The organism is Streptomyces sp. AcH 505, from assembly GCF_000818175.1.
Classification (GTDB): Bacteria; Actinomycetota; Actinomycetes; order Streptomycetales; family Streptomycetaceae; genus Streptomyces.
On sequence record NZ_JTIY01000001.1, the window covers coordinates 3,727,406 to 3,732,255 of the forward strand.

Here is a 4,850-nt window from a genome sequence, read left to right on the forward strand (position 1 = left end):
CAGTCCCGCCGGTCGGCACACGGGTGTGCCTGACCACCGGGGGACGGCGGCCGGGCGTTCACGCCTGGGACGCGGCCCCGACCCGCACGCACCCACATACCCGCCGCCCACGTGGGACAGGGACCCGCCGGGCGCAGGAGGGGGTGTCGTCGGTCGGGGGGCGCGTTACTTCGCCACCGCGTACGCCTCGACCGAGAACAGCGAGTAGCCGTACTGCGTGGCGCGCGCGTCGCCCTGCACCCGTACGAAGCGGGTGTCCTTCGCGTCCATGCCGATCGCCTCCCGGCCGCCCTTGCCCTGGGTGACGGTCGCCGCCGTACGCCAGGACCGGCCGTCGGCCGACACCTGGATGCGGTAGCGGGCGGCGTAGGCGTCCTGCCAGCGCAGGACGACCTGGCCGACCCGGGCGGGCGCCGCCAGCTCCACCTGCCACCAGGCGCCGTCCTCGACGGGGGACGACCAGCGGGTGGCCGGGTCGCCGTCGATCGCCTGCCACGCCGGGAAATCGGGCGTCTCGTCGCCGGACGACATGGCCGTGGCACCGGCCGCGCGGGTCAGGTCGGGGCCGCCGGTACGGGGCGAGGCCCGGACCGTCAGCGTCCGCTGTTCGCCGTGGAACGTCAGCGGCACCTCGTACGTACCCGCCGGTGTGCCGGGCTCGACCGCGACCTCCACCGGAACGGTCGTGCCGAGCCCGCGCGGGACCGTCGTCTCCTTGGGTACTTTCACCCGAATGCCGGAAGGCGCCTTGGCCGTCAGCGCGCCCCGCACCGCCCCCGGGCTCTCGGCCGCCAGCCGCGCCTCGACCTTCTGCGGGCCGCCGCCGATCTCCGCGTCCGTCTCGCCGCGCGCCAGATCCAGACTGGCCCGCGGCCCGTCGCCGAACCAGGGCACCACCCTGCGCACCGCGGGGGCCGTGGTCCCGGGACCCGACACGCCGTTGTTGGGGCCCGCGCCCTGCCAGGAGATCCGCACCGCGTCGGCCCGTACGCCCTTGGCGTCCGTCTGCGTCCAGCCGGTCGCCGAGAGCGGGCCCAGCGTGCGCCAGCCCTCACCGGGGACATGCGCCTGGACGCTCGCGCCCGCGCCCGTCCCCGGCTCGGTCATGGTGTTCACCGTGGTGAGCGGGCGGACCTTGCCGATGTCGACGGTGTACGCGTGCACCGATCTGGTGACGTCCTTGCCGTCGGGCCTGCCCGCGCCCGTCCAGGCCGACGACTCCTTGACCGCGCGGTCGAGGAACGGGTCCAGCACGCCCGTGCCGACCTTCACCCGGCTCGCCTTGACCGCCTTGTGCAGCGGGTCGAGTTCCAGCGACGACTGCCAGGCGGACGAGCCTTCGCCACGCGCCTCGTCCTGGAGCATGTCGACGGCGAGTTCGCCCGCCCTGCCGTAGCGCGACAGTTGCTCTATCCACGGCTGCGTCTCGGCGTCGAGCCGCCCGTCGGCGGTCGCCGCGAGCCGCAGCGGGGCCTCCCGCATCACCGTGAAGGCGGCCCGCAGCCGCGCCGCCGCGCTGTCCCGCACCTTCGGGTCGGTCTCCGAGGACGTACGGGTGCGCCAGAAGTCGGCCAGCAGCGGCTTGAGATAGCCCGACTCCGTCGAACTCAGAATGGACGACGAGTCGTTGCCCGCGAGCGCCGTCAGCGCCTCACGCGCCTTGACGTCCCCGCCCGCCAGATCGCTTATCGCCGCGTGCCAGGACGCGTCGGGCTGGTAGTCCCGCGGGTTCCAGGCGTAGTCGGCCGCGGTGAACAGCGGGATACGGGAAATCGCGGGCTGCTGCATGGCGTTGGCGAGCAGCGCCGCGGAACCGCCCGCGACGGCGGGCTCCCTGCCGGTGTACGGGCCGAGGAAGAGCCGCCCCTGCTCGTAGTCGTTGACCGGGTAGTTGTCCATCGTGACCAGCGGATGCTGGAACGCGGCACGCGCGCCCGCCAGTTCACGCCCGGTGATGGTGCGGGGGACCACCCCGACGCCCGTCCAGGCGACCTGCACCCGGCCGTCCAGCGCCTTGCCGAGCGCGGTGCGGTAGGCGGTCGCGCCGTCCTGGTAGTACTCGGTCGGCATCAACCCGAGCGGTTCCGCCCCGGGATGGCGCTGCGCGAGGTGGGCCGCCACCGCGTTGGCCACGCGCGCGTGCGCCCTGGCCGCCGCCTCGGGGCCCGAGCCGTAGGTGTCCGCGTCGTCGTCGCAGTGCCACTCGCTGTAACTCGCGTCCTGGAACTGCAACTGGAAGGCGCGCACCCCGAGCGCCCACATCGAGTCGATCTTGCGGTTGAGCGCCTTGACGTCCTTGTCCGACGCCAGGCACATCGCCTGCGCGGGGGCGACGGCCCAGGCGAGCGTCACATGGTTGGCACGGGCCCGCTCCGCGAGCGCGCGGAAGTCGGCCCGCTGCGCCGCCGGGTACGGATCACGCCACTGCGCCTGCCGGTACGGGTCGTCGCCCGGCGCGTACAGATAGCGGTTCTGCTTCGTGCGGCCCATGAAGTCGAGCTGCGCCAGCCGCTGCCGCTGGTCCCAGGGCGTGCCGTAGAACCCCTCCGTCGTGCCGCGCACCGCCGTGCCCGGCCAGTCGCGTACGACGACGCCCGGGACCACAGGGCCCGCGGGCTGCTTCACCACGAGCTGGCGCAGCGTCTGCGCCGCGTGGAACAGCCCGTCGTCACCGACGCCGTCCAGTGCGATCGTGCCGCGCCCCGCGACACCGCCGACGGCGATCCGGTAGCCGCCGGACGGGAGATCGGCGCTCTCGGGCGCGCGCAGGGCGCGCAGCGCGCTCCGCGCTTCCGTACCGCCCATCAGGACGACAGGGCCCGGCACCGAGGCAGCGGCGGCGGCCGAGGGAAGGGTCCGTACGATCCGCGCGCCCGCCTGGCTCAGCAGGTGTTTCACCGCTTCGACGGCGTACGGGTCGGCGTCCGCGGCCGCCACGACGGCGACCTCGTCACCCAGCGGCACCGCCTGGCCCGCAGCCCGGATCGTCTGCGGCTTGGGCCACACCGCCGGGACGCCGGGCGCGGCGTCCCGGTCGGGGGTGGTCGCGGCCGGCGAACCCGGGTCGTGCGGGGCCGCCGACGCCTCCGGCGCGGCGCCGAGCAGACCACCGATCACCGCGACGGCGACGGCCGTCGCGGTCCGCTTCCTGCGCCCCAGCTGCACGCCTGATCCCCTCGCGCTCCGTAGTCCCGCTCCGTGGTCACATGCCTGCGTCCTGTCAGATCCTGTCGGTACAGGGTCTGAGGGGCACTGAGCCCACCACCCCGGCGGGTAGGTGTCAATGTGCGTGGCCGCTGTGTCGTAATTGCCCGGTGTGCAGGGCAGGGTGTTCACTTGGGGCCCACTGCCCGGTTCGGGCAGTCCGTTCGGCCGGACGGTCCAAGTGACCGGTCGGCGCGTCTCGTTCGGGTGACAGGCGCTGACGCGCGGGGGAACGGATCGTGAGCCGGAACACGTTCACCCGCCGTACACGTCTGCGGCTCCGCCCACTGGGTAGGGCTGCTGTGTCCCTTACGCCGATCATGGGAGGCGCCGTCATGGCCGCATCCGCACTTGTGCCGCCCGGCTGTTCCAAACGGCCCCTTTCCGAAGAGGCCCTGTCCAAACAGGTGGTGGAGGGTCCGCCGCAGGCCGTCCCCGGCCCGCTGACCAGCGAACCCCCACTCGCCGACGCCGCGCCGCTGACCAGCGAGCCGCCGCTTGCCGACACCGCCCCGCTCACCAGTGAGCCGACCGCGCCGGGCACGGCCGGCGGCACGGAGTCCCCAGGAGTCTGAATGGGCCTGGCCAGGCTCGCCCAACTGCACGGCGTCGCCACCTCCTACTCGCCCTCGCCGGACGTCGACGTCCCGGTGTCCGACGAGGCGGTCGTCGCGGTGCTCGCCGCCCTCGGCGTCGACGCGTCCACGCCCGCCGCCGTCGACGAAGCCCTGACGCGCGCGGAGAGCGCGGCGGCGCGCCTGCTGCTGCCCCCGACGCTGGTGCTGTGGGACGCCGCCGCGCACCCGGAGCCGCCGGCCGCCGTGCGCGCGCTGCCCGCGGGTACGACGCTGGTGCTCGACCTGGAGCGCGATCCCGAGACCGCGCCCGGCGATCCCCTGGAGCTGCCCGCAGGCGGTACGTGGCCCTCCCTTCCGCTCGGGGTGCACCGGCTCACGGCCGTCGCCCCCGACGGGCGCACCGCAGCCGCCGCGCTCGTGGCCGCCCCCGAGACGGTGCCGCAGCCGCCCGGCCGTACCCACGGCTTCCTGGTGCAGCTCTACTCCCTGCTCTCCAGCCGTTCCTGGGGCATGGGCGACCTCGGTGACCTCGCCGAGCTGGCCGGCTGGTCGGGGCGGGCCCTGGGCGCCGGATTCGTCCAGATCAACCCGCTGCACGCGGCCGTCCCCGGCGAGCGGACCGACCCCTCCCCGTACCGCCCCTCGTCCCGGCGCTTCCCCGACCCGGTCCATCTGCGGATCGAGGCGGTGCCCGAGTACGCCTACGTCGAGGGCGCCGACCGCGCGCGGCTCGACGCGCTGCTGGTGAAGGCCGCCGAGCTGCGCTCCGCCGTCCTCGACAAGGGCGCGCTGATCGACCGCGACGCCGTGTGGCTGCTCAAGCGCGAGGCGCTGGAGATCCTGGCCGGTGTCCCGCTCGGCCCCGGCCGCACGGCCGACTACCACGCCTTCCTGGCGTCCCAGGGCCAGGCCCTGGAGGACCACGCCACCTGGTACGCCCTCGCCGAGGCGTACGGCCCGCAGTGGCACGACTGGCCGGCCGGGCTCCGCGACCCCCGCTCGGCCGAGACCGAGGCCGCCCGCCGTGAGCTGCTGCCCCGCGTCGACTTCCACTCCCGGCTCGCCTGG

The 4,850-nt window shown here is 74.7% G+C and carries 3 protein-coding genes; 2 read left to right on the top strand and 1 reads right to left on the bottom strand.

The genetic code is table 11. From position 1 onward, the window contains the following. Positions 1-165: 165 nt before the first annotated feature. Positions 166-3,165 carry a beta-N-acetylglucosaminidase domain-containing protein gene (locus HY68_RS17025; RefSeq protein WP_041989690.1) on the bottom strand — a complete coding sequence of 1,000 codons (3,000 nt, stop codon included), beginning with the start codon at positions 3,163-3,165 and terminating at the stop codon, positions 166-168. 359 nt (positions 3,166-3,524) lie between these two features. Between HY68_RS17025 and HY68_RS17030 the strand changes: the two genes are divergently transcribed. Further along, on the top strand, positions 3,525-3,779 hold the full coding sequence (locus tag HY68_RS17030) for a hypothetical protein (protein ID WP_041989693.1): 255 nt from the start codon (positions 3,525-3,527) through the stop codon (positions 3,777-3,779). Next, positions 3,780-4,850: 4-alpha-glucanotransferase (locus HY68_RS17035; RefSeq protein ID WP_041989696.1), on the top strand; the 1,071-nt coding region annotated here is incomplete at its 3' end.